The following is a 21,210-nucleotide window of genomic DNA, read 5'->3' as shown; positions in this document are numbered from 1 at the left end:
GGACCAGTTGAAGAAACGCATCGCATTACTGGCGGTCGCGGCGACAGTGGGTGCCGTGCTGGTGCACACCGGCGGCACGGCGGTCGCACACGGATCGATGGTCTGGCCCGGCAGCCGCACGTACCTCTGCTACGAGGACGGGCGTGCCGGCGGTGGCGGCGGTGACCTGCAGCCCACCAACCCCGCGTGTGCCGCGGCGGTGGCACAGGGCGGCAAGCAACCGCTGTGGGACTGGTTCGGCAACCTGATCAGCAACGCGGCCGGGCGCCACCGGGAGATCATCCCGGACGGCAACCTCTGCGGTCCCACCACGAAGTTCGCCGCCTACAACCTCGCGCGGTCCGACTGGCCCGTGACGCAGGTCCAGGCGAACTCCACGGTCACGTTCCGGTACAACGCGTGGGCACCGCACCCCGGGACGTGGGACCAGTACGTCACCAGGGACGGCTACGACCCGTCGCAGCCGCTGAAGTGGTCCGACCTCGAGTCGGTGCCCTTCGACTCGGTGACGAACCCGCCGCTCGCCAACGGTGAGTACTCCTGGCAGGCCCGTCTGCCCAACAAGACGGGCCGGCACATCATCTACTCGCTGTGGCAGCGGTCGGACAGCCCCGAGGCGTTCTACAGCTGCTCGGACGTCGTGTTCGGCGGCGGCAACAACAACGGTGACACCACCGCGCCGTCGGCGCCCGGCACGCCCGTCGCGTCGAACGTCACCAGCAACTCGGTGAAGCTCGACTGGAGTGCCGCCACGGACAACGTGGGCGTGACGTCCTACACCGTGTATCGCGGTACCCAGGCGGTCGCGACGACGTCGTCGACGTCGGCCACGATCACCGGGCTGTCCGCGGACACGCAGTACTCGTTCACCGTCGTCGCGAAGGACTCCGCGGGCAACACGTCCCCGGCGTCGTCGAGCGTCACGGTCAGAACGGCGTCCGGCGGCGGTGGTGACCCGACGGGCTCCTGCGAGGTCAGCTACAGCAGGCCGAGCTCGTGGAGCGGCGGGTTCACCGCGAACGTCGCGGTGAAGAACACCGGCACCAGCGCGGTCAACGCGTGGCAGCTCGTCTGGGACTTCCCGTCCGGGCAGCAGCTCTCGCAGGCGTGGTCGTCGACCATCACGGTCGCGAACGGCAAGGCGACCGCGACAGGCGCGTCCTACAACGCCAACCTGGCACCCGGCGCGACGGCGTCGTTCGGCTTCAACGCCACGACGACGTCCACGCCGGCGGATCCGACGTCCTTCACGCTCAACGGATCCGTGTGCGCCATCCGGTGATGAGGGTGCTCCTCGCCCTCCTGGTGGTGGGTTCGGTCGCGTTCGCCCTCCTCGTAGGACGTACCGAACCCACCCCGGACCTCAGCCGTGGCGTCGACGGCATCGCCGCGTGGCTCAACGAGCTCACCGGCGAGTGCTCCGACGTCCGGCGGGGGGACGACTTCACCGACTTCGCAGGGCCGGTGCGGTCGAAGGTCTACGCGCCGTTCGTGGTGGAGTGGGGGACCTGCGCCAAGGAGCCGTACTCACGGCTCGGGTTGCTGGTCCTGCGGCCTGGCCTCGAACAGGCATGGCGGACGGCGCTCGCCAACGGCGAGGTCCGGGGTGACCCGGACCTCGCCTTCGGGGACGGCTTCGCGCTCACCGGCTCGATCGGGATGGAGTACCTGGGCCTGAAACGACTCGAGTGCACGCCCACCGCGTGCTCGCTCATAGAGATCGAACACCATTGAGAGACAGGAGATCCGGAGCAATGAAGCTCAACGGACAAAGGCGGTGGGCCGCGGCGGGTGCCGTGGTCGCCACCGCCGTGGCGACCTTCGGGGTGGCGATGAGCGCCCCGGCGGGCGCCGCACCCGGATGTCGCGTGGACTACGCGGCGAACAGCTGGGGTGGCGGGAACTTCGGCGCCACCGTGAAGATCACCAACCTGGGTGACGCGATCTCGGGAGGGTGGACGCTCAAGTTCTCCTTCCCGGGCAGCCAGCGCGTGGCCCAGGGGTGGAGCGCGACCTGGTCGCAGTCCGGCAAGGACGTCACGGCCGCCAGCATGTCGTGGAACGGCAACCTCGGCACCAACCAGTCGATCGACCTCGGCTTCAACGGCAGCGGCGCCGGTGCCAACGACGCCAACCCGACGACGTTCACCCTGAACGGCACGACGTGCACCGGTCAGGTCGGGCCGACGACCACGACCACCACCACGACGACCACCACCACGACCACGACCTCCGGCGGCAACAACCCCGGCACGAGGGTGGACAACCCGTACGCCGGCGCGAAGATGTACGTGGACCCGGACTGGTCGGCCAAGGCGGCGGCGGAGCCGGGCGGCACCAAGATCTCCAACCAGCCCACGGCGGTGTGGATGGACCGCATCGCGGCCATCGCGGGCACCTCGACCAGCCGCGGTCTCGCGGCACACCTCGACGAGGCGGTGCGCCAGGCGGCGGGCTCACCACTCGTCTTCCAGGTCGTGATCTACAACCTGCCCGGTCGTGACTGCTCGGCGCTGGCGTCCAACGGTGAGCTGGGCCCGACGGAGATCGACCGGTACAAGTCCGAGTACATCGACCCGATCGCGGAGATCATCGGTCGTCCCGAGTACGCGAACCTGCGCATCGTGACGATCGTCGAGATCGACTCGCTCCCGAACCTGATCACCAACGTCTCGCCCCGCGAGACGCAGGTTCCCGAGTGCGACGTGATGAAGGCGAACGGCAACTACGTCACCGGTGTCGGCTACGCGCTCGCGAAGCTCGGTGCCAAGTCGAACACCTACAACTACATCGACATCGGCCACCACGGCTGGCTGGGCTGGGACGACAACTTCGGTGCCACGGCCGAGCTGCTCTACACGGCGGCCAACGCGTCCGGCAGCACCAAGGCCAACGTCCACGGCTTCGTCGCCAACGTGGCCAACTACGGCGCCCTCACCGAGCCGAACTTCTCGATCGACGAGTCGATCAACGGCACCCCGGTGCGGCAGTCGAAGTGGGTCGACTGGAACCGCTACACCGGTGAGCTGCCCTACGCGCAGGCGTTCCGGCAGCGCGCCATCCAGGCGGGCTTCGACTCCAACATCGGCATGCTGATCGACACCAGCCGCAACGGCTGGGGCGGCTCCGCGCGTCCGACGGGCCCCGGCCCGAAGACGTCGGTCGACGCCTACGTCGACGGCGGCAGGCTCGACCGCCGTCTCCACACCGGCAACTGGTGCAACCAGGCCGGTGCGGGCATCGGCGAGCGCCCGAAGGCCAGCCCCGCGGCCGGCATCGACGCCTACGTGTGGGTCAAGCCGCCGGGTGAGTCCGACGGTGCCAGCGAGGAGATCCCGAACAACGAGGGCAAGGGCTTCGACCGCATGTGCGACCCGACGTACGGCGGCAACGTGCGCAACGGCAACAACCCGTCCGGTGCGCTTCCCAACGCCCCCGTGTCCGGTCACTGGTTCTCCGCGCAGTTCCAGGAGCTCCTGGCCAACGCCTACCCGGCGCTGTGACACGCGGTCGATATGAACGCGATGTGATGTAACACCAGGTTCATGTGAGCGTGCCCATGCGGCCGGCTCCCGTTTCGGGGGTCGCGCCGTGTGGGCCCGCTCTTCCTGGCAGCGCTGATCTTCATTCCGGCAAGTTTCCAGACGGTGCGGAATTCGTCTGGACCACCTGAGATGCGCAATGTTAACGCACACATAACTCTTGATGTCTCAGAAGGTGCTCCTTATGGTGTCGACACGCTCACCGGGTGTAAGCGCGAAAGGAGGCTGCGTGGTCACCATCGCGGACGTCGCACGGCACGCCGGGGTCGCCCCCAGCACGGTCTCCTACGTCCTCACCGGCAAGAGAACGATCTCCGCGGGCACGAAGTCGAGAGTCCGGGAGAGCATCAGGCAGCTGGGCTACCAGCCGCACGTCACCGACCGCGCGTTGTCGTCCAGCAGGACCAACGTGATCGGGCTGGTGCTCCCGCTGCGCGCGGGCACGCACCTGCCGGCGGTGATGCGCTTCGTCACGGCGGCGGTGACGACAGCGCGCAGGTACGAGATGGACCTGTTGCTCATGACGGCGGACGACGGCGCGGCGGGGCTGCGCAGGGCGGCCAACAGCGCCCAGGTCGACGGCTTCCTCGTGATGGACGTGGAGATGGACGACGACCGCGTGCCCTTGCTGAGGCAGCTGTCCAAGCCGTCCGTCCTCATCGGACACCCGGCCGCCGCGCGCGGCCTCACCTGCGTGGACCTGGACTTCGAGGCGGCGGGCGCGAAGTGCGTCGACCACCTCGCCGACCTCGGCCACCGCTCCATCGGCTTCCTCGGCGCCCCGAGCGCGGTCTACCGGCGCAGCACGGGTTTCGCCCACCGCACCATGAACGGCTTCAGCGCGGCGGCCATGCGCAGGGGAGTGGCCGCGACCGCGCTGTCCGTCGAGGGCGACCACGACTCGGTGCTCAGGGCGACGAAGGCCCTCATCCGCGCCCACCCGTCGATGACGGCGCTGGTCGTGCACAACGAGGCGGCGCTGGGCTGGATCACGCCCTGCCTGCGCGCGGCGGGCCGTCAGGTCCCGCACGACGTCGCGGTCGTGGCGATCTGCCCCGACGAGCTGGCGGAGCAGTCGTCCCCGCTGCTCACCTCGGTGCGGCTGCCGGCGGAGGAGCTCGGCCGGCACGCCGTGGACCTGCTCGTGGCGAAGCTGGAGGGCAAGCAACCGCCCCCGCTGTTGCTGCTGCCGCCACGGCTGTCCCGGCGGGCCAGCACACCGGACCCGATCGCCCGCCACGGCGCGACCGGCTGACTCCGCCCTCCAGGTCCTGGAGGGCGGCTCGAACGGGCGGTCGACGGGTGTTCGCACGCGCGGAAACGCGGCGCGCGCGTGCGAACGTGCCCCGGACACCGTCCTGGAGGAGTGCGCGACCCAATCGGCGGAGCGGCTGTCGCGCACTCCTCCGCACACACGTGGGGCCGGGTCTTCGTAGACTCGGCCGGTGGAACTGGCGGAGGCACTGGCAAAAGACGTGGTCGTGCTCGACGGTGGTCTGTCCACGGCCCTGGAAGAGGCCGGGCACGACCTGTCCGACGAGCTGTGGTCGGCCCGCCTGCTGCTCACGGAGCCGGACGCCGTCCGCGCCGCGCACCTCGCCTACTTCCGGGCGGGCGCGCAGGTCGCCATCACCGCGAGCTACCAGGCGAGCTTCGCCGGGTTCGCCCGGCACGGCCTCGGCGCGCGCGAGACGGCGCGGCTGCTGCGGTCCTCGGTGGGACTGGCCCGCTCCACCGCGTCCGAAGTGGACGGACAGCGCTGGGTCGCGGCGTCCGTCGGGCCCTACGGGGCGGTGCTGGCGGACGGCTCGGAGTACCGCGGCCGGTACGGGCTGACCACGCGGGAGCTGGTGCGGTTCCACCGCCCGCGGATCGAGGCGCTGGCCGAGGCGGAGCCGGACGTGCTCGCCGTGGAGACCGTCCCGGACGTCGACGAGGCACGCGCCGTGCTGGAAGTGGTGCGCGGCAGCGGAGTTCCGGCCTGGCTCTCGTACAGCGTGCGCGGCGACCGGACGTGCGCGGGCCAGCCCCTGGAGGAGGCGTTCGCCGTGGTGTCCGATGTGGACGAGGTGGTCGCCGTCGGCGTGAACTGCTGCGCGCCGCAGGACGTGGCGGGCGCGGTGGCCGTGGCGCGGGAGGTGACCGGTCTGCCGGTCGTCGTGTACCCGAACAGCGGCGAGACCTGGGACGCGAGGGAACGCGCGTGGAGCGGTGGTGCGGCGGGCTTCGCGGCGGGGGAGTGGGCCGGCGCCGGTGCCAGGCTCGTCGGCGGGTGCTGCCGGACCGGCCCGGCCGCCATCGCGGCGCTGGCCGCGGAGCTCACCGCCGGGCGGTGACGCCGGACGGAGTCGGGTGTTGGCGTCGGGTGGCGACATCAGGCTGCGGTGCCGGGCGGTGGCGTCAGGTCCAGCGCCGGTGTCCGGCGGGCAGCAGGTCACGAGGGGGCGTGCGGCCCAGCGACACCGGCGGGTGCCCGCCGAACACCAGCTCCCACACCTGTTCCGGCTCGGGGGCGGGGCGGGGCTCCGGCAGGAAGCCGTGCGCGGGGACGATCGAGCCGTTGAGGAACTGCCAGACCTCGTCCCCCGTGCGCCGGTGCGCGACGACGGCCTTGCGGGGCTGCGGGATGCCGGTCGGGATCGACGCGACGAACCGGACCCCGCGGAACCCCTCCGCGTCGGTGGCCTCCAGCGTGCCGTGGTGCCTCGTCGCGATGCGCCGGGCGATCGCGAGACCCAGACCGGCACCACCCGCGTCCCGCGTGCGGGCCTCGTCGAGGCGGGCGAACCGGTCGAAGACGCGTTCCCGGTCCGCCTCGGGGATGCCGGGGCCGTCGTCGATCACCTCCAGCGTCGCGGACGGCCCGCCGCGCAGGCGCACCACCACGGCGGTGCCCGCGTGCCGTTCCGCGTTGTCCAGCAGGTTGCCGAGCAGCCGGGACAGCTGGGCGCGCCGTCCGGGGACGAGCACGTGGTCGTCGGCCTCCAGGGTGACCATCGCCCGGCGGGCCACCTCGCGGCGCACCACGGCGCTGAGGTCGACGGTGTCCTGGTTCTCCGGCGCGTCGGCGTCCAGCCTGGCCAGCAGCAACAGGTCCGTGGTCAGCTCCTGCAGCCGCTCGGCGTCCTCCAGCGCCGCCTTCACGACGGTCGGCCAGTCCGCGAGGTACGGGTGTGACAACGCGATCTCCAGCTCGGCCCGCAGCGCGGCCAGCGGGCTGCGCAGCTCGTGCGAGGCGTCGGCGACGAACCTGCGGGTGTCCTCCACGCTGCGGTGCATCCGGTCGAGCGTCTCGTTCAGCGCGGCGCCCAGCCGCGCGACCTCGCTGTCGGAGGACGGCACGGGGACGCGGCGGGTGAGGTTGTTCTCGTTGATCTCGGCCACCTCGGCGCGCATCCGCTCCACCGGCCGCAGCACCCGGCCGACCGCGGCCGAGACGGTGACCGCCACCGCCGTCGTGACCGCGGCCAGCACGACGAGGAACGCTGTCGTGATGCTGTTGAGCCGCCACTGGGCAGCGTCGGCGACGCCCTGAGCGAACTCCGGTGCGATCGGCGGGCCGTCCCCGGTGACCTGGTACGGCGTCCGCGTGTCGCCGCCGAACGGCCACAGCGACAGCTCCGGGTGGACCTCGGAGCCGACGTACCGCACCAGTGGCGCCGGCGCGCCGGCGAGAGCACCCGGGACGAGCTCGGCGCAGTCCTGCCCCGCGCACAGGTGGTACCGGCGCGACCCGTCCACGGCACTGGCGGTGACCTGGTCGCGCTGGACCTCCAGCAGCAGCACCCCGGCGAGCCCCGCCAGCAGCGCGGTGACCACCGTCGCCAGCACGGTGATCCTGACCTGCAGGGACTTCACCGGTCCACCAGCCGGTAGCCGACGCCGCGCACCGTCGTGATGGACCGCCTGCCGAACGGCGCGTCGATCTTGCGCCGCAGCGAGCTGATGTAGACCTCGACGAGGTTGGGGTCGGGGTCCTGCGCCGAGTCCCACACGCCCTCGATGATCTCGGCCTTGGTGACCACCTCGTTGGTGTGCCTGAGCAGGAAGCTCAGCACCGAGAACTCCTTCGCCTTCAGGTCGATCGCGGTGGTGCCGCGGTGGCACTGCCTGCTGACCGGGTCCAGCACCAGGTCACCCGCCCGCAGCAGCACCGGCTGGGCGGTGCGCGACCGCCGCGCGAGCGCCCGCAGCCGCGCCACGAGCACCACGTAGGAGAACGGCTTGGTCAGGTAGTCGTCCGCTCCCGTGTCGAGGCCCTCCGCCTCTTCGAACTCGCCGTCCTTGGCGGTGAGCATCAGGATCGGCGTCCACACCCCGGCCTCCCGCAGCTCCTGGCACACCCGGTAGCCGTTGAGGCCGGGCAGCATGATGTCCAGGACGATCACGTCGTACGGGTGCTCCCTCGCCCGCCACAGCCCGTCCGTGCCGGTGCGTTCGACGTCGACGGCGAACCCCTCGGCGGTCAGGCCGCGGGTCAGCAGTTCGGCGAGGCGCCGGTCGTCCTCCACCACGAGCACGCGCATGGGAAGAGCGTGCCGCATCTCCCGTGATCGAGTCCTGAAATCCGGTTCAGAGTCCTTCAGCGTCGCTTCAGGTTCCACCGGGCAAGCTGTGCGCCGTGGAGGAGGGGGCTCCACGGTCTGGGGGGAAGGTGGCGGCGCGGCCGAGGGGGAGCGGCGCCGCCACCTCGTGCACCCCCGGGCCCTGCCGGTGACGCCCTCCGGCCGTCGAACGGAGTCCGTCCACAGTCGAACGCGTTCGACACTTCTTGACCTCAAAGGGGAATCTCCTCCACAGTGCAAGGACGCGGCCGGTAACCGTGCTGTCGCTTCCGGCGACGCACGTGGCCGCTCGACCGTTGGCGCAGGCGGTCGATCGGACGTCCTTCCGGTCGCGGTTCTTTTTTCGAACCTCGACGAAGAGGAGCACGCTCATGGCCGCAACAGGCCACCCGCCCACCTCCGTCCCCCGCGCCGGCAGAACCCGGATGGCAGGCGTCCTCGCCGCCGTCACGGTCCTCCTGGGCGGTCTCGCGGCAGCGTTCACCGCCGCGCCCGTGTCGGCGGCGACCGTGGACACCACAGCCTGGTACGTGCTGGTCAACCGCAACAGCGGCAAGGCGCTGGACGTCTACAACCTCGCCACGAACGACGGCGCGCGCATCACCCAGTGGGCGCGCAACGACGGCAACCAGCAACAATGGCAGTTCGTGGACTCGGGCGGCGGTTACTACCGGTTGAAGTCACGGCTGTCGGGGAAGGTCCTCGACGTCTACAACTTCTCCACCGCCGACGGCGGCAGCATCGTGCAGTGGACCGACGGCAACGGCTCCAACCAGCAGTTCCGCCTCGCCGACTCCGACGGCGGGTACGTGCGGCTGGTGAACCGCAACAGCGGCAAGGCGGTCGAGGTGCAGGGCGGTTCCACCGCCGACGGCGCCAACATCGTGCAGTACCGCGACTGGAACGGTTCCAACCAGCAGTGGCAGCTGGTTCGCGTCGGCGGCGGCACGAACCCCACCACGACCACCACGACGACGACCAACCCCGGTGGCTCCTGCCAGCTGCCGTCGACCTACCGCTGGTCGTCGTCGGGCCCGCTGGCGCAGCCGAAACAGGGCTGGGTGTCGCTCAAGGACTTCACCAACGTCGTCCACAACGGCAAGCACCTGGTCTACGGGACGACCCACGACAACGGGAGCAGCTGGGGCTCGATGAACTTCGGCCAGTTCTCCAACTGGTCGGAGATGGGCTCCGTCAGCCAGAACGGGATGAACTTCTCCGCGGTGGCGCCGACGCTGCTTTACTTCGCGCCGAAGAACATCTGGGTGCTCGCCTACCAGTGGGGCCCGACCGCGTTCAGCTACCGCACGTCGAACGACCCGACGAACGCCAACGGGTGGTCTTCGGCACAGCCGCTGTTCACCGGCAGCATCCCCAACTCCGGCACGGGTCCGATCGACCAGACGCTCATCGCGGACGGGTCGAACATGTACCTGTTCTTCGCCGGTGACAACGGCAAGATCTACCGCTCCAGCATGCCGATCGGCAACTTCCCCGGCAGTTTCGGGTCGAGCTACACCGAGATCATGAGCGACACCCAGGCGAACCTCTTCGAGGGCGTCGAGGTGTACAAGGTCCAGGGCCAGAACCAGTACCTCATGATCGTCGAGGCGATCGGCAACAACGGCCGCTACTTCCGGTCGTTCACCTCCAGCAGCCTCAACGGGTCCTGGACCCCGCAGGCCGCCTCGGAGGGCAACCCGTTCGCCGGCCGCGCGAACAGCGGTGCCACCTGGACCAACGACATCAGCCACGGTGACCTGGTCCGCACGAACCCCGACCAGACCAAGACCATCGACCCCTGCAACCTGCAGCTGCTCTACCAGGGCCGCGACCCGAACTCCGGAGGTGACTACGGCCGCCTGCCCTACCGGCCGGGCCTGCTGACCCTGCAACGCTGAACCTCCTGACATGACAACGCGACCGGCTCAGCGAGCCGGTCGCGTTCTCATGTGTGCGGGTTATCGCGCGGAGCAGGTCGGGTTGAGGCCCGATCCGTTGCCGCTGCCCTGGAAGCCGAACTCGGTCCAGCCGCCGGCGGGCACGTTCCCGTTGTAGGACACGTTCGTCCAGTTCACGCTGCCGCTGTTGCCGCTGCGGTCAGCGTTCCACGAGCCGGTGACCGTCGCGTTGGACAAGGTGGTCGTGACGGTCCAGCCGTTGATGGCGCTGGACCCCGCCGTGACCCTGATCGTCGCCACGAAGCCCTCGTTCCACTGGTTCAACGACACCGTCGCGGTGCAGGCACCGTTGCCGGGGTTGTTGCTCGTGGTGGTGGTCGTCGTGGTCGTGGTCGTGGTGCTCGTCGTCGTGGACGTGGTGGTGCTCGTCGTGGTCGTCGGGTCACCGGCGAACCGGTTGATGAACTTCCACGCCTCACCGGAGGTCCAGGTCTGCCAGCCGGTGCCGCCGTTGTCGAGCGGAGCCGGGGTGTGGTCGCCGTCGAACGCCGCCCAGACGACCGGGTACCCCTGACGGCACCCGCTGTACTCGGTGACGTAGTGGGTCCGGCTGCCCCGCCCCGGTTCCGGGGGGTTCTGGGACGTGCAGCCGTTGTTGCGGACGAACGTGTCGCGCAGCTGGCGACCCATGCTGATGTTCAGCACGGAGTCGCTGACGCCGTGGATGCCCAGGTACCCGATCGGCTGGTTGCCGCCGTCGCACCCGCTGAGCTGTGCGCCCGCGTACACGACGACCGCCCGGAACACGTTCGCCCGCGCGCAGGCCACCGCGTAGGACATGGCGCCGCCGTAGCTGAAACCACCCGCGAAGCGCCGGGTCGTGTCGATGCACAGCGAGTTGTCGAGCAGCGCCACGAGGTCGTCGACGAACCTCAGGTCCTGGCCGCCGGGGTTGGCCCAGCCGTTGTTGTTGCCCTGCGGCGCCACGAAGATGGTGTCGTTGTTCGCGTTGTCGGAGAGCCGGCGCAGGCCGTAGTAGGACCAGTTGTAGCCGTCGCCACCGCCGGAGTCGACCTCGCTCGCGGTGCCGTTGAGCCAGTGGAAGCCCACGAAGAGCCGGTACTGGCGGTTGCTGTCGTAGTTGGAGGGCACCCGGAGGAAGTACGTCCGGTTCTGCCCGCCGGAGCTGATGGTGCGCTGCCCGCTGGTCAGTGGTGCCTTGCCGCAGCCCGCGGTGCCCGCCGCGGCGCTGACCTCCCCCGCCGCCGCCGGCGTCTCACCGGTCGCCGGGCCGCCGAGGGCGATGCCCGCCGCGCCGAGGAACACCATCGCGCTCGTGGCCGCTCCCAGAAGCGCCATCCTGTGCCGTGACATGGTCATCCTCCTTTTCGTCATCGCGCCGAGCAGGTCGGGTTGAGGCCCGATCCGTTGCCACTGCCCTGGAAGCCGAACTCGGTCCAGCCGCCGGCGGGCACGTTCCCGTTGTAGGACACGTTCGTCCAGTTCACACTGCCGCTGTTGCCGCTGCGGTCGGCGTTCCAGGACCCGGTGACCGTCGCGTTGGACAACGTGGTCGTGACCCTCCAGCCGTTGAGGCCGCTGGAGCCGGCGGTGATCCTGATCGTGGCCACGAAGCCCTCGTTCCACTGGTTCAGCGACACCGTCGCGGTGCAGGCACCGTTACCGGGGTCGTTGCTCGTGGTGGTGGTCGTCGTGGTCGTGGTGGTGGTGGTCGTCGTGGTGGTCGTCGTGGTGGTCGTGGTCGTGGTCTCCGACGGGCGGTCCAGGCCGAGGAAGGAGATGGCGTACCCGACCATCCCGTTGGTCGGCACGTCGTGGCCGACGCCCTGGGCGCTGATGCCCTCGACGACGCCGTTGGAGCCGTACCGCGTGCGCGTCCAGTTGGACTGCGGCTGGTCGGTGGAGACCGGGGTCCTGCTCACGCCGTGCACGTTCGTCCACTGGTCGAGCGCCTCACCGAAGTTCGGGTAGGCCAGGGTGGTGTCGTTCGTGCCGTGGAAGAGCTGGATCCGGGGGTAGCTGCCGGTGTAGCCGGGGTACATCGCCCGTGCCTGGTCACCCCACTGCTGCGGGGTCTTGTTCAGGTTGCCGGTGGAGCACTGGTTGTTCCACATCGACCCGTCCGTGGTGGCGAAGCACCCGGCGGGCACACCGGCGAAGGCCGACGCCGCGCTGAACACGTCCGGGTACTGGGCCGCGAGGACGTTGGTCATCATCGCGCCGGACGAGATGCCGGCGACGACGATCCGCGACGGGTCGACGTTGTAGCGCTGACGCGCGTGTGACACCATCGACATGATGCCGGTGGAGTCGCTGCCTCCGTTGCGCCGCAACGCGTTCTGGGTGGACACGTCGAAGCAGCGGCCCTCCCTGGTCGCCTCCGGGTACACGATCACGTACCCGTAGCGGTCGGCCGCCGAGACGAAGTCCCGGCCGCCGCCGTTGTGCACGGCGCTCGCGGACCCGGTGCAGAAGTGGATCATCACGAGCATCGCCGGCCTGGCGGCCAGCCGGTCCGGTGCGTAGACGTACATGTTCAGGTTGGTCGGGTTGGTGCCGAAGTTCGTCACCTGCTGCAGGGACGCGGCGTGCGCGGGTTGGGGGACCAGGGACAGGCCGACGGCGGTGATCAACGCCAGTGCGGCCGCGACGATCGCGACGATGTTGGTGGACTTGCGGGGTGTGCGGGTGGGGCTAGCGGTGGTCACGGTGACCTCGCCTCCTCGCTGGGGGCGCCGTCCCGCCGCGGCAGGACGGCGTGGGATCGGGGGTCGGGCGCTGAAGCGCACCAGCGCAGGACGGTTCCCGCGGGGGACCTCACGTCCGTTCCGCGGGAACCTGCCTGTGGTGTGGTGGGTGCGGGTTATCGCGCCGAGCAGGTCGGGTTGAGGCCCGATCCGTTGCCGCTGCCCTGGAAGCCGAACTCGGTCCAGCCGCCGGCGGGCACGTTCCCGTTGTAGGACACGTTCGTCCAGTTCACACTGCCGCTGTTGCCGCTGCGATCAGCGTTCCACGACCCGGTGACCGTCGCGTTGGACAACGTGGTCGTGACCCTCCAGCCGTTGAGGCCGCTCGATCCGGCCGTGACCCTGATCGTCGCCACGAAGCCCTCGTTCCACTGGTTCAACGACACCGTCGCGGTGCAGGCACCGTTACCGGGGTTGTTGCTCGTGGTGGTCGTCGTGGTCGTGGTCGTGGTGGTCGTCGTCGACGTGGTCGGGTCGGTGGTGCCGCCCGCGTTCAACGCGTCCAGCGTCGAGTTGTACGCCTGCTTCTTGTTGCCGTTGCCGTCGAACAGCAGCGGGGTGCCGGAGGCGCGCCACGAGTCGGTGTCGCGGATGCCCCACACGGTGATGCCGGTGCAGCGGGCGACGGCGAGGCAAGCCTGCGTGACCCTGGAGTAGTTCTGGGCCTGCGTGCTGCCGGAGCCCTCGATGTCGAGCTCGGTGATCTGCACGTCCACGCCGAGGTTCGCGAAGTTCTGCAGCGTGGTCTGGTAGTTGCCCGGCACCGGGCTCTGGCTGTTGAAGTGCGACTGGAAGCCGACGCAGTCGATCGGGACGCCGCGCGACTTGAAGTCCTGCACCATCCGGTACACGCCCTGGGTCTTGGCGTGCGACCAGTCGTCGGTGTTGTAGTCGTTGTAGCAGAGCTTCGCGGTCGGGTCCGCGGCCCGTGCCGCGCGGAACGCGGCCTCGATCCAGTCGTCGCCCGTGCGCTGCAGGTTCGAGTCACGACGCCCGCCGCTGCTGCCGTCGGCGAACGCCTCGTTCACCACGTCCCAGGCGTAGATCTTGCCCCGGTAGTACGTGGCCACCTGCGTGATGTGGTTCAGCATCGCGTTGCGCAGCTGGGTGCCGCCCATGTTCTGCATCCAGCCGGGCTGCTGCATGTGCCACGCCAGCGCGTGACCGCGCACCCGCTTGCCCTGGTTGAGAGCCAGGTTGACGATCCGGTCCGCGGTGCCGTAGCTGAACTGGTTCTGGTTCGGCTCGAGAGCGTCCATCTTCATCTCGTTCTCGGCCGTGACCATGTCGAACTCGCGGTTCAGGATGCCCGTGTAGGTCGAGTCGTTGAGCTTGTACGCCGCGACGGCGGTCCCGAAGTACCGGCCGCTCTGCTGGGCCGCGGCGGCCAGTGTGGTCGCCGCGTTCGCGACCGGGGTTGTGATCAGGGTGGCGCCGATCGCCGCTGCCGCGACCGTGGCGATGGCCGGGATCAGGGCCACTGACTTCGCTGTCAGTCTCATGTTCCGCACTTTCCTGTGGTCACCCCTAATGCAGGGTGGGGATGGGCAGGACGGATGGCCGGACCCGGTGCGCCAAAGCCGGATCTCGGTGAGCGTGAAGAATTGACGGGAGTTGTTCCGTCATCGCCCGCCGGTGCCGTTCCGGAGTGTCGCAGCCGTTCCAGCGAACTCACAAGAAGTCGCTGTCGAATTCGACAGCAGGTTGCCCTGAACGGCGTAGGGAGCGCTCCCAAGTGCCACGTCAGGGGCGTGCGGGGATTGTTCGTCGAATTTTCGAAACATCGATCCGTCAACGTTGTCATGATCACTCGCGACGTTGACGATTCAGCGCCGCATGGTTACGTTGGCCCGAGCTCGCATTCGCTTCTCCGACGTTCTGAGAGTGCTCTCGCGTCGCCGATTCTCACGTCCGGACAGCAACGCCGCTGCGAGAACCTGAATCATCGCAACCGAGCGAAGTGGAGACACGATGACACGGTGGAGCAAGACGACGGGCGCGGGCCTGCTCGCCAGCGCGGTCGTTGCCGGGGTCACCGTCCTCGCGGTCGGGGGAACCGCGACCGTCAGCGCCGCCGAGTCGGCCTTCTACGTGGACCCGAACACCGGGGCGGCGAGGTGGGTGGCGGCCAACCCCGGTGACTCCAGGGCGGCGGTCATCCGCGACCGGATCGCCGAAGTCCCGCAGGCACGCTGGTACACCACGACCAACACCTCGTCCGTGCGGTCGGAGGTCAGCTCCTTCGTCGGCGCCGCCGCGGCCGCGGGCAAGATCCCGATCATGGTCGTCTACAACGTCCCGAACCGGGACTGCGGAGGCGCCAGCGGCGGCGGTGCGCCGTCGCACTCGGCCTACCGCGCGTGGGTCGACGAGGTGGCCGCCGGCCTCGGTGGCCGTCCGGCGACGATCGTGCTGGAACCGGACGTGCTGCCGCTGATGACCAGCTGCCAGAACTCGGGCCAGCAGGCCGAGACGATGGCTTCCATGGCCTACGCGGGCAAGAAGCTCAAGCAGGGCTCCAGCCAGGCGAAGGTGTACTTCGACATCGGCCACTCGGCGTGGCTGGCGCCGTCGGAGGCCGCGAACCGGTTGCGCGGCGCGGACATCTTCAACAGCGCCGACGGCATCTCGACGAACGTGTCGAACTACCGCAGCACCTCCGACGAGGTGAACTTCGCGAAGAGCGTGCTCAACAACCTCGGTGACGGCCGGCTGAAGGCCGTCGTCGACACGAGCCGCAACGGCAACGGCCCCGCGGGCAGCGAGTGGTGCGACCCGCCCGGCCGCGCGATCGGCACGCCCAGCACGACGAACACGGGCGACTCGCAGATCGCGGCGTTCCTGTGGGTCAAGCTGCCGGGCGAGTCGGACGGCTGCATCGGCCCGGCCGGCCAGTTCGTGCCGCAGCGCGCCTACGACCTCGCCATCGCGGCGGGACCGATCACCACGACGACGACGACCACCACCACCACCACCACGACCACTACGACGACGACGGGTGGCAACCCCGGCAGCGGCTGCAAGGCGACCCACCGGGTCGTCAGCCAGTGGCAGGGCGGCTACACCGGCGAGATCGTCATCGAGAACCGCGGTGGGGCGATCAACGGCTGGACGTTCTCGTTCTCGGCACCGGGCGTGAGCGTCACCTCGGGCTGGAACGGCACCTGGTCCGACACCGGTGACGTGGTGAGGGTGACCAACGCGGCGTGGAACGGCTCGATCGCGGCCGGCGGTCAGCTGACCCTCGGCTACAACGCCAACCTCAGCGGCTCCACGCCCCCGTTCTCCGGGGCGACGCTGAACGACGTGCCCTGCTCCTCCTGATCCACACCGGTGCCCCGTCCCGCTCCGGGACGGGGCACCGGCCTTCCCCGTGGGAGACGCGGTGAGCAGGACACGGGTGACGCTGGCCGACGTCGCCGCGGCCTCCGGCGTCTCGGTCACGACGGCGTCGCTGGTGCTGACCGGACGTGCGCGAGAGCTGCGCATCTCCGAGGCGGCCGAACAACGGGTGCGGTCGACGGCGCACCTGCTGGGCTACCGGCGTGGCGGCCCGCCCGCACGTCCCCGCGCGCGGACCATCGGCCTGGTGCTGGAGCCCGGTGCGCCGGACGTGGTCAGGGGAGTGGCGGAGGCCGCGTCCTGGCGTGGTTTCTCCTTGCTGGTCATGGGTTCCGGCGGAGAGCCGGTCAACGGCGTCGTCCACGTCGCGGGCACCAGGACGACCACCGCGCCGCGCGGCCTGCGTCCGGGACCGGTCGTGCTCCTCAACTCCACCGCGGCCGCGGTGCCCTCGGTCGTTCCCGACGAGGTGCGGGGCGGTCGTGCGGCGGCACGCGTCCTGGTCGAGGCGGGACACCGGCACGTGCACCTGGTCGGTGCCGGACCCGGCCGGTTCGACGTCCCGCCCGACGGGATCACGGCCCTGGAACGGCTGATCGGGCTGCGCGACGTCTTCGACGCGGCCGGGGTCGCGGTGTCCGGGTCCCGCTGTCCCGAGTGGACACCGGAGGCGGGTTACGACGCCACCCGCGCGCTGGTGCGGCACTGCCGGCCCACCGCGTTGGTGTGCCTGGACGACCGCCTCGCGTTCGGTGCCCAGCAGGCGCTGACGGAGGCCGGGCTCTCGACACCCCGTGACGTGTCGGTGCTGGGGTTCGGGGACGACCCCGCGGCATCGTGGATGCGCCCCCAGCTGACGACGGTGGCCGTGTCGCGCCACGAGCTCGGCGCACGGGCGGTCGCGGTGCTGACCTCGTTGCTGGACACGCACGTCCTGCCGGCCCCTCTGGTCCACCGCGTTCCGCCCCGTGTGCGCCTGCGTGCGTCGGTGGCGCCCCCGAACCGGTGCGGCGGCTAAAAGTTAGCGCTCACAATTTAGCTTTGACCATGTGAGACGGTGTCTTCTACATTGCAGGAAGTCGCACTGCCGCAGTCTCGCCGTCCACTGTGGACGGCGGTTCGGCGACGGATCCTCCTGCCATGAAGGGTGATCATGTTCGCGCGATCGTTCACCTCCCGGCTCACCGCCGCCGCCGTCTCGGTCCTCACGGTGGCCGCGCTGACCGCCGTGGCGCAGCAGCCCGCCGCGGCGGCTCCGGGATGTTCCGTCTCCTACTCCGCGCCGGCGCAGTGGGACGGGGGGTTCACCGCGAAGGTGGTCATCACCAACCTCGGTGACCCGGTCGACGGCTGGACGCTCACCTGGAGCTTCGGCGCGGGCCAGCAGGTGCGGCAGGCGTGGAACGCCGACGTGCGGCAGTCCGGCTCCGAGGTGACCGCGCGCAACGTCTCCTACAACCGGACGATCCGCACCGGCGGTGAGGTCGAGTTCGGGTTCAACGGCGCCAGCACGGGCGCGAACAACCCGCACCCCACGGGGTTCTCCCTCAACGGCACCCGGTGCACCGGTGACGTCGTCCCGACCACGACGACCACCACGACCACGACGACCGGGCCCGTGCCCGGCCTGCCGTCGAGCTTCAGCTGGTCGTCCAGCGGTCAGCTGATCAGCCCGAAGCCGGACTCCACCCACGCGAACGTCGCGGTGAAGGACCCGAGCGTCGTCTACCACGACGGCAAGTACCACGTCTTCGCGTCGACCTACACCGACGGCTACAACCTGATGTACACGAGCTTCCGGGACTGGTCGGAGGCGCCGAACGCGACGCACCACTACCTCGACCGCTCCGGCATCGGCACCGGCTACCGGGCCGCGCCGCAGGTCTTCTACTTCGCGCCCCAGCGGTTGTGGTATCTCGTCTACCAGACCGGGGACAACGCGTCCTACTCGACGACCTCGAACATCTCGGACCCGCTGTCCTGGTCCACGCCGAAGCAGTTCTACGCCAACGGGATGCCGCAGATCATCCGCGACAACATCGGCGAGGGCTACTGGGTCGACTTCTGGACGGTGTGCGACACCGCGAAGTGCTACCTGTTCTCCTCCGACGACAACGGGCACCTCTACCGGTCGGAGACGACGCTCGCCCAGTTCCCCCAGGGCTTCGGCAACACGGTGATCGCCATGGAGGACAGCGACCGCTACCGGCTGTTCGAGGCGGCCAACGTCTACAAGATCGCCGGCAAGGACCAGTGGCTGCTGGTGCACGAGGCGATCGGCACCGACGGCCGCCGCTGGTTCCGCTCGTGGACCGCGCCGGGGATCACCGGGCCGTGGACGGCGCTCGCCGACACCGAGTCGAACCCGTTCGCCCGGGCCAACAACGTGACGTTCCCGGGTGGACGGTGGACGCAGGACATCAGCCACGGCGAGATGGTGCGGACCAACGTGGACCAGAACATGGAGATCAGTCCCTGCCGGTTGAGCTACCTCTACCAGGGCATGGACCCGGACGCGGGCGGGGAGTACAACCGGCTGCCGTGGCGGCTCGGGCTGCTCACGCAGACCAACTCGCCCTGCTGAGAGACCGCCGGCGGGGGTGCGCCGTCACCCCCGCCGGCGGCCCGAGGTGTTCCAGCTCGCCGTCGCTGGTCCACCGGCCGAGCACGTGCGTCCGGAACATCAGGTGGTCCCCGCCGAGGAACGGGTCCGGCCGGAACCGTTGCGCGGTCAGGTCTCCGTCGCCGAGGTAGCCGGCCGTGACGCACGCGCCCCCGGCCCACATCTCGCCGGCCGCGCCGATGGGGCGCGGGTGCAGCTCCTGGTCCAGGACGTACGTCGTCGTGTTCGGCAGCGGCCTGCCGAAGGTGAGGGGCCCGGTGCGCGGCCGGTAGCGCTGCACGGTGTTCACGATGCTCACCTCGGTGCGGCCACCGGCGTTGTGGAAGATCGCGCGCCGTGACCACAGGTCCGCCAGGTCCCGCGGGCACCGGTCACCGGCCACCGCGACGGTGTGCACCCGCCGGCACGCGTCCGGGTCGAGCGAGGCGAGCACGCCGGGCGTCGCGATGATGACCTCCGCGGTGCTCGCGGCCGGTCCGGCGTCGTCACCGCGGATCACCAGCGTGCCGCCGTTCGCGAGCGTGCCCAGCACCTCCCACATCGCCACCCCGGAGTCGATGTCGAGCAGGTGCGCCACCCGCGTGCCCGTGGTGACGCCGAGCGACCCCGGCGCGGTGAGCAGGAGGTTGCACAGGTTGGCGTGCGAGACCCTGACCCCGGCGCCGGAACCGAAGACCACGGCGGCGATCTCGGCGTCCGGGGTGATGGTGCGGGAGAACGAGCGCACGTCCGGCAGGTCGTCGATGGTGACGACGGCGGCCAGGTGGGCGGGCAGGGCGTCCGCGGTGGTGGAGAGCACCACGTCGATGCGCGCGGTCCGCACGACGTGCCGCAGGCGTTCCTCCGTGGCGGTGCGGGTGTCCTGCGGCACGTAGGTCGCGCCCGCCTTCAGCACCGCGAGAATCCCGACCACCATGGCGATCGACCGGGACAGGAACAGTCCGACGTGGTCACCCGGCCGCACACCGCGCCGGACGAGGAGCTCGGCCAGCAGCGAGGCCCTGGCGTCGAGCTCCCCGTACGTCAGCGACTCGCCGAGGTGCTCCACCGCCGTGACGTGCGGGCGTCGTTCGGCGTGCCGCTCGAAGGCGTGGTGCACGTGGTCGAACGGCGGGGTCCTGATCGGCCCCGCGCCGAACTCCAGGAACAGCGCGCGATCGGCGGGCGGAAGGTCGCGCAGAACGGATTCCCTGAACACACCACGAGGGTGCCCGTTTCAGGTTTCGTCGTGTGTCGAATCACCTGTCGATTCGAGAAGTTTTGCCATGAAGTAACTTTCGTCACACTTCAGTCCGCAGTGGACAGTTGGAAGACCGTCTCCTGCCGGTACACCTCACCCGGCCGCAGCACCGTGCTGGGAAAGTCGTCGCGGTTCGGCGAGTCCGGGAAGTGCTGCGCCTCCAGGGCGAAACCGGAGTAGCGCCCGTACGGGCGGCCACCGGTGCCGACGAGCTCGTCGGTGAGGAAGTTGCCGGAGTAGAACTGCAGACCGGGCTCCGTCGTCCACATCGTCAGCCTCCGCCCCGACTCCGGGTCGGTGGCCTGGGCGGCGAACGGCGCCTCCTCGTCCAGCACCCAGTTGTGGTCGTAGCCACCCGCGATCCCGAGCTGCGGGTGGGACTCGCCGATGCGGGCGCCGATCGTCGTCGCCTGACGGAAGTCGAACGGGCTCGCCTCGACCGGCACCGGCTCGCCGACCGGGATCAACGTGTCGTCGACCGCGCAGAACCGGCTGGCGTGCAACGTCAGCGCGTGACCGCGCACGTCGCCGTTGCCCTCGCCCGCGAGGTTCCAGTAGGTGTGGTTGGTGAGGTTCAGCACCGTCGGCGCGTCCGCCGTCGCGCGGTAGGTGATGCTGAGCCTGTCGTCCCGGTCGAGGCGGTACGTCACCTCCGTCGAGACCGTCGCCGGGAAACCGCTGTCCCCGGCCGGGCTCACCAGTTCCAGCCGCACGCCCACGCTGTCCGGTTCGCGCAGCTCGGTCGCGGACCACACCTCGGAGTCGAACCCCTCCGGCCCGCCGTGCAGGGTGTTCGGGCCGTCGTTGACCGGCAACCGGTACGTGACGCCGTCGAGGGTGAAGGTGCCGCGCGCGATGCGGTTCGCGTAGCGGCCCACCAGCGCGCCGAAGAACACCCTGTTCGCGCCGGGCTGGCTGTTCTTCACGTAGTCGTCGAGCGCGGGGAACCCGAGCACCACGTTGGCCGGCTCACCGTCGCGGTCCGGCGCGTCGAGCGACTGGACGACGCCGCCGTAGTCCAGCACCCGCACGGTCACGCCTCCCGGGGACGAGAGGACGAACCGGTGGACGTCGGTGTCACCGAGCCTGCCGAAGAGCTCCCGGCTGAGCTCGGGTTCCCGCTGGGACATGGAACTCCTTGGGTCGAGTGCGCCCGGACCCCGGCTGTGCGGTGGCCGGAACCGTTGTGGTGCGGTGCTTTTCGTAGTCGATCGTAGGAGATCGCGGCA

The 21,210-nt window shown here is 70.0% G+C and carries 16 protein-coding genes; 9 read left to right on the top strand and 7 right to left on the bottom strand.

The features are described 5' to 3' along the window. The first annotated feature begins 7 nt into the window (after positions 1-7). The 5 genes from BLT23_RS22820 to mmuM all read left to right on the top strand — a co-directional run bounded on the left by BLT23_RS22820 (position 8) and on the right by mmuM (position 5,878). Positions 8-1,282, top strand: a complete 1,275-nt coding sequence (locus BLT23_RS22820) for a lytic polysaccharide monooxygenase (protein WP_245744101.1) — start codon at positions 8-10, stop codon at positions 1,280-1,282. Further along, the gene (locus tag BLT23_RS22815; RefSeq protein ID WP_143036003.1) at positions 1,282-1,734 is read left to right on the top strand and encodes a hypothetical protein; all 453 of its coding nucleotides are present in this window, start codon (positions 1,282-1,284) and stop codon (positions 1,732-1,734) included. The genes BLT23_RS22820 and BLT23_RS22815 overlap by 1 nt, the downstream gene beginning before the upstream one ends. Positions 1,735-1,754: 20 nt before the next feature. Beyond that, entirely contained in the window at positions 1,755-3,503 is a 1,749-nt protein-coding gene (locus BLT23_RS22810) for a glycoside hydrolase family 6 protein (protein WP_090051861.1), read from the top strand. 268 nt (positions 3,504-3,771) lie between these two features. Further along, positions 3,772-4,797 (top strand): LacI family DNA-binding transcriptional regulator, encoded by a 1,026-nt coding sequence (locus BLT23_RS22805; RefSeq protein ID WP_218133841.1) that lies wholly within the window; start codon positions 3,772-3,774, stop codon positions 4,795-4,797. Positions 4,798-4,987: 190 nt separating this feature from the next. After that, complete coding sequence (gene mmuM / locus BLT23_RS22800) at positions 4,988-5,878, top strand: homocysteine S-methyltransferase (RefSeq protein WP_090051859.1); 891 nt, start codon at positions 4,988-4,990, stop codon at positions 5,876-5,878. A 64-nt stretch (positions 5,879-5,942) separates the two neighbouring features. Here the strand turns inward: mmuM and BLT23_RS41330 are convergent, their stop codons facing one another. Both BLT23_RS41330 and BLT23_RS22790 read right to left on the bottom strand, forming a co-directional pair. Next, positions 5,943-7,400: a sensor histidine kinase gene (locus BLT23_RS41330; protein WP_218133840.1), complete on the bottom strand. Its 1,458-nt coding sequence runs from the start codon at positions 7,398-7,400 to the stop codon at positions 5,943-5,945. Continuing rightward, positions 7,397-8,068, bottom strand: coding sequence for a response regulator transcription factor (locus tag BLT23_RS22790; RefSeq protein ID WP_090051858.1), 672 nt, complete (start codon positions 8,066-8,068; stop codon positions 7,397-7,399). Before BLT23_RS22790 ends, BLT23_RS41330 begins: the two co-directional genes overlap by 4 nt. Positions 8,069-8,478: 410 nt before the next feature. Here BLT23_RS22790 and BLT23_RS22785 point away from each other — a divergent pair, with 410 nt between their 5' ends. Next, entirely contained in the window at positions 8,479-10,008 is a 1,530-nt protein-coding gene (locus BLT23_RS22785) for a non-reducing end alpha-L-arabinofuranosidase family hydrolase (RefSeq protein WP_090051857.1), read from the top strand. A gap of 60 nt (positions 10,009-10,068) precedes the next feature. Here BLT23_RS22785 and BLT23_RS22780 read toward each other — a convergent pair whose 3' ends face one another. From BLT23_RS22780 to BLT23_RS22770, 3 genes are all read right to left on the bottom strand, one after another. Beyond that, positions 10,069-11,382 (bottom strand): CE1 family esterase, encoded by a 1,314-nt coding sequence (locus BLT23_RS22780; protein ID WP_090052107.1) that lies wholly within the window; start codon positions 11,380-11,382, stop codon positions 10,069-10,071. Between the two features lie 17 nt (positions 11,383-11,399). Beyond that, positions 11,400-12,737 (bottom strand): extracellular catalytic domain type 1 short-chain-length polyhydroxyalkanoate depolymerase, encoded by a 1,338-nt coding sequence (locus BLT23_RS22775; protein ID WP_245744100.1) that lies wholly within the window; start codon positions 12,735-12,737, stop codon positions 11,400-11,402. 155 nt (positions 12,738-12,892) lie between these two features. After that, on the bottom strand, positions 12,893-14,278 hold the full coding sequence (locus tag BLT23_RS22770; protein WP_090051856.1) for a glycoside hydrolase family 10 protein: 1,386 nt from the start codon (positions 14,276-14,278) through the stop codon (positions 12,893-12,895). A gap of 469 nt (positions 14,279-14,747) precedes the next feature. Here BLT23_RS22770 and BLT23_RS22765 point away from each other — a divergent pair, with 469 nt between their 5' ends. The 3 genes from BLT23_RS22765 to BLT23_RS22755 all read left to right on the top strand — a co-directional run bounded on the left by BLT23_RS22765 (position 14,748) and on the right by BLT23_RS22755 (position 18,702). Further along, on the top strand, positions 14,748-16,100 hold the full coding sequence (locus BLT23_RS22765) for a glycoside hydrolase family 6 protein (RefSeq protein WP_090051855.1): 1,353 nt from the start codon (positions 14,748-14,750) through the stop codon (positions 16,098-16,100). 61 nt (positions 16,101-16,161) lie between these two features. Then, on the top strand, positions 16,162-17,136 hold the full coding sequence (locus tag BLT23_RS22760; RefSeq protein ID WP_090052103.1) for a LacI family DNA-binding transcriptional regulator: 975 nt from the start codon (positions 16,162-16,164) through the stop codon (positions 17,134-17,136). A gap of 135 nt (positions 17,137-17,271) precedes the next feature. Beyond that, positions 17,272-18,702 (top strand): glycoside hydrolase family 62 protein, encoded by a 1,431-nt coding sequence (locus tag BLT23_RS22755; RefSeq protein WP_090052100.1) that lies wholly within the window; start codon positions 17,272-17,274, stop codon positions 18,700-18,702. Here BLT23_RS22755 and BLT23_RS22750 read toward each other — a convergent pair. Together BLT23_RS22750 and BLT23_RS22745 are read right to left on the bottom strand one after the other, a co-directional pair. Beyond that, positions 18,677-19,939, bottom strand: a complete 1,263-nt coding sequence (locus BLT23_RS22750; RefSeq protein ID WP_090051854.1) for an AMP-binding protein — start codon at positions 19,937-19,939, stop codon at positions 18,677-18,679. The two genes, BLT23_RS22755 and BLT23_RS22750, sit on opposite strands and share 26 nt — an antisense overlap. A gap of 89 nt (positions 19,940-20,028) precedes the next feature. Then, entirely contained in the window at positions 20,029-21,111 is a 1,083-nt protein-coding gene (locus tag BLT23_RS22745; protein WP_090051853.1) for an aldose epimerase family protein, read from the bottom strand. Positions 21,112-21,210 lie beyond the last annotated feature (99 nt).

Source organism: Lentzea fradiae (genome assembly GCF_900100955.1).
In the GTDB taxonomy this organism is placed as follows: Bacteria; Actinomycetota; Actinomycetes; order Mycobacteriales; family Pseudonocardiaceae; genus Lentzea; species Lentzea fradiae.
The sequence above is the reverse complement of the archived record's forward strand: the minus strand, read 5'-3'. Positions and strand labels throughout refer to the sequence as shown.